Consider the following 4394-nt stretch of genomic DNA (forward strand, 5'->3'; position numbering starts at 1 on the left):
GAAGCCAGGCCAGCAATACCACCAGCAAAGGCTGGATCGCGCCCACCGTAGCCGCCACCCCGCCCGGCAGGCGATAGGCGGCAATGAACAGCATGGCCTGGAACAGGCCGATATTGAGCACGCCCAGCACCGCCGCCTTCCACCACCAGCCGCCGCGCGGCAACTGCCGGCTCCACGCCAGCATCGCCAGCCCGGCGGGCAGCGCGCGGATCACGCCGGACAGCAGCGGCTGGCCCGGCGGCAGCCACTGACTGGTGATCAGGTAGGTACTGCCCCAGACCAGCGGGGCGGAAGCGGTCAGCAGCACGTCCGCGGTGCGTACCTGCGCCTGCGCCTGCGCCGGGGCGGATGGCCGGGCCGGCGGAGCCGGCGGACGCATGGGCAATGCCGGCGTTGCGGGGTGGGCGTCGGGCTTCATGCCGTCGTGCCTTTATGGGTTCTCATGTTCTCTCATGCTCTCTTATGTTTTCTTCATGAAAAGAATCTTGATATCAAGATATAAAAACCACTTTACGAAGGGAAAGCCTTGATGTCAAGATTCTTGCCATCCAGAATCAAGCGCAGCACACACCATGGCCATCCGCGGCAAACCCAAAGCGCACGGCGCAACAGCGCCCGCCCCTGCGGCCGGCGACGGCGATCCGCCACCAGCCGGCCAGCCGGCCCCGGCCACAGGGGCCGACGGCGACCGCGTCGATCGCATCCTCGCCCAGTGGGCACGCGAGCGTCCGGACCTGGATGCCGCGCCGATGGGCATCATCGGCCGTGTCTGGCGGCTGGCGCGCCATACCGATCGCGCCGTGGAAGCGGCGCTGGCGCCGACCGGCCTGAACAGCTGGGAATTCGATGTGCTGGCCACGCTGCGCCGCTCGGGGCCGCCTTATGCGCTGTCGCCGGGTGCGCTGATCGACTCGCTGATGATCACCTCGGGCACCATGACCAACCGCATCGACCATCTCGAACGCGCCGGGCTGGTGCGCCGCTGCCCCAATCCGGAAGACCGGCGCGGGCTGCTGATCGAACTGACGCAGGACGGCCGCACGCGCATCGACCATGCGCTGGAGGTGCATGTGGCCAACGAGCACCGCCTGCTGGCGCGGCTGTCGGCTGCCGAGCGCAAGCAGCTGGCCGGCCTGCTGCGGCGATGGTTGCAGGGCTTCGAGCCGCTCGGTCAATGAGGATGCCTGGAGCTGCCGGGCAAGGCGATAGCCCAGCCAGGGCGCGGGCCACGCAGGCGCCACACCTGGCACGAGCCCTGCTGCTTGTCCCGTCTTCCATGCCCGCCTTCCATGCTGGCCGTCCGCCTGCGCGCACCGCCGCCGCCACCTTTCGCTTCCCGTTTTTGTCCTGGCGCAGCCGTGCCTGCGGGCACCGGCACGGCGCCTGCCCAGTTTGCCCCCCTGACCTTTCCGGAGACTCCCGCATGCATCTGAACCTTCGTCCGCGCACCAGCGCGCTTTCCCTGCCGTGCGCCCTGAGGTCCGCGGCCGCCGTCGCCGCCCTGCTCTGCGCCGCCGCCGCGCACGCCGCGCCGGTGGAGCCCGCCTACCAGCTCGCCCAGCAGGAAAAGCCCGCGCTGATCGCCACCCTCAAGGACCTGGTGTCGATCGAGTCGGGCAGCAAGGACATCGAAGGCCTGGACCGCATCGCCGCGCTGATCCGCGACCGGCTGGCCGCGCTGGGCGGCGACGCGCAGTTGATCGAGCCCACCGGGATCTACCGCATGGAGGACACGCCCAAACAGGTGGGCAAGATGGTGATGGCGCAGTTCAAGGGCACGGGCAAGCGCAACATCATGCTGATCGGCCATATGGACACGGTCTACCTGCGCGGCATGCTGGCCCAGCAGCCCTTCCGCGTCGACGGCGAGCGCGCCTACGGCCTGGGCATCGCCGACGACAAGAACGGCGTTGCGGTGATCCTGCATACCGTGGCCATCCTGCAGAAGATGGGCTTCAAGGACTACGGCACCCTGACCGTGCTGATCAACGGCGACGAGGAAATCAGCTCGCCCGGCGCGCGCGCCATGCTGACCAGGATGGGCAGCCAGCAGGATGCCGTGTTCTCCTGCGAGGCCACCCGCGTGAACGGCGACCGCCTCTCGCTCGCCACCAGCGGCATCGGCGCGATCTCGCTGACCGTGCACGGCAAGGCCTCGCACGCCGGCGGCGCGCCCGAGCAGGGCCGCAACGCGCTGTACGAACTCTCGCACCAGATCCTGCAGATGCGCGACCTGTCCAACCCGGACACCGGCCTCAAGGTGAACTGGACGATCTCCGCCGCCGGCACCAACCGCAATGTGATTCCCGCCGTCGCCACGGCCCAGGCCGATGTGCGGGTGCTGCGCACCGCCGACTACGACGGCCTGGAGCGCACCCTGCAGGAGCGCGTGAAGAAGCAGCTGATTCCGGACACCAGGGTGGAGGTGAAATTCGAGCGCCGCCGGCCGCCGCTGGAAGTCACCGAGGCCGCGCGCAAGCTGGCCGCGCACGCGCAAGGCGTATATGCCGAGATCGGCGAGAAGCTGGCGGTGTACGACGCCGCCGAGGGCGGCGGCACCGATGCGGCCTTTGCCGCGGCCGCCACCAAGGCGCCGGTGATCGAGCGCTTCGGCCTGCGCGGCTTTGGCGCGCATTCCAACGATGCGGAGTACGTCGACCTCAACTCGGTCACGCCGCGCCTGTACCTGCTCACCCGCATGATCATGGACGTATCGCAGGACAAGACCGGCCGCTGAACCCAGCGGCGGCGCCAGCTTCGCGGGGCTGCACCAGGGGCGCTCCATGCGAATCTGGCACGTTTCTCGCCTCTGTCTCCACACAGGAGCGGGGAAGCAACAGACATGGTGCGGCCAGCCCCACAGCACACGCCCAGCCCCTGCCGGGTCAGTTGAACTGAATGGGAAATACCGTATGGCGAGCGCCGACCGCATCGCCGAGCTGTCCCACCACGTCGGCGTTATCGCCGACGCCAGGATTTCCAGCATCGCCGAGATCAACCGTGAAACCAGGTTTCTCGCGCTCAGCGCGCTGATCGAGGCCGCGCGCGCCGGCGATGCAGTCAGGCTGGCTTCTTCCGCCCGCCAAGGTCGGGCAGGAAGACGGCGAGCAGCCCCAGCAGCGGCAGATAGGCGCACAAGCGGTAGACCGACTCGATGCCATGCGCATCGGCCAGCTTGCCCAGCACCGCGGCGCCGATGCCGCCCATGCCGAAGGCAAAGCCAAAGAACAGGCCGGACACCATGCCCACCTTGCCCGGGATCAGTTCCTGCGCGAACACCAGGATGGCCGAGAAGGCCGAAGCCAGGATGAAGCCGATGATGAAGGACAGCACGCCGGTCCAGAACAGGTCGGCATGCGGCAGCATCAGCGTGAACGGCGCCACGCCAAGGATCGACGCCCAGATCACGCGCTTGCGGCCGATGCGGTCGCCGATGGGGCCGCCCAGGATGGTGCCGGCAGCCACCGCGAACAGGAACACGAACAGGTAGATCTGCGCGCTTTGCCGGGTCAGGCCAAAGCGCTCCATCAGGTAGAAGGTGTAATAGGTGTTCAGGCTCGCCATGTAGAAATACTTGGAGAACACCAGCGCCATCAGCACCACCATGGCCCGTACCACGACCCGGCGCGGCAGCGGCGCCTGCGTGGTGGCGGCCTTGCGCTTGCGGGTGGTATGCGCCAGCTCGCGGCCGTACCAGCCGCCGATCTGCCACAGCACGGCGATCGCCAGCAAGGCCGCCAGCGAGAACCACGCCACGCTGCTCTGCTGGTGCACGATCCACGCCGCCAGCAACGGCCCGGTGGCGCTGCCCGCGTTGCCGCCGACCTGGAAGATCGATTGCGCCAGCCCGTGCTGGCCGCCCGACGCCATGCGCGCCACGCGCGACGACTCCGGATGGAAGATCGACGACCCGGTGCCCACCAGCGCGGCCGCCACCAGCAGCACGCCATAGGTAGGCGCCACCGACAGCAGCAGCAAGCCGCACAGCGTAAAGCCCATGCCGATCGACAGCGATTGCGGCTTGGGATGCTTGTCGGTGTACAGGCCGACCACCGGCTGCAGCAGCGAGGCGGTGATCTGGTAGGTCAGCGTGAGCAGGCCGATCTGGGTGAAACTCAGGTTGAAGCCGCCCTTGAGCATCGGATAGATGGCCAGGATCAGCGACTGGATCATGTCGTTGAGGAAATGCGAAAAGCTGATCGCTCCCAGCACGCGAAAGCCGGTCCGCTCGGCCGACTGCGTACTGTGGAGACTCTGGGCCTGGCCCTGCGGCGAGGCGTTGGCGCCGCCGGGCGCGGTATCGATGCGGGTGCTCATGATGGAAACGGGGGCTCAAAAGACCATGGGGGAAGGCTGGCGCCCATCCTAAATGGCGCGATCCCGCCTGTCCTGCG

4 protein-coding genes are annotated in these 4394 nt (G+C 68.0%); 2 read left to right on the plus strand and 2 right to left on the minus strand.

Translation table 11 applies throughout. The annotated features are described in order from the left end of the window. The coding region (locus P3W85_RS21985; RefSeq protein WP_430869594.1) for an EamA family transporter at positions 1–418 on the minus strand (418 nt) is incomplete at its 3' end. A gap of 154 nt (positions 419–572) precedes the next feature. On the opposite strand from P3W85_RS21985, the gene P3W85_RS21990 reads away from it, so the two are divergent. Both P3W85_RS21990 and P3W85_RS21995 read left to right on the plus strand, forming a co-directional pair. Further along, a complete protein-coding gene (locus tag P3W85_RS21990; protein ID WP_276266338.1) occupies positions 573–1178 on the plus strand; it encodes a MarR family winged helix-turn-helix transcriptional regulator in 606 nt (201 codons plus the stop codon). 245 nt (positions 1179–1423) lie between these two features. Then, positions 1424–2737, plus strand: a complete 1314-nt coding sequence (locus P3W85_RS21995) for a M20/M25/M40 family metallo-hydrolase (protein WP_276266339.1) — start codon at positions 1424–1426, stop codon at positions 2735–2737. Positions 2738–3060: 323 nt separating this feature from the next. Here the strand turns inward: P3W85_RS21995 and P3W85_RS22000 are convergent, their stop codons facing one another. Further along, positions 3061–4317: an MFS transporter gene (locus P3W85_RS22000; RefSeq protein ID WP_276266340.1), complete on the minus strand. Its 1257-nt coding sequence runs from the start codon at positions 4315–4317 to the stop codon at positions 3061–3063. Positions 4318–4394 lie beyond the last annotated feature (77 nt).

The sequence above is a fragment of the Cupriavidus basilensis genome, from assembly GCF_029335485.1.
In the GTDB taxonomy this organism is placed as follows: Bacteria; Pseudomonadota; Gammaproteobacteria; order Burkholderiales; family Burkholderiaceae; genus Cupriavidus; species Cupriavidus basilensis_E.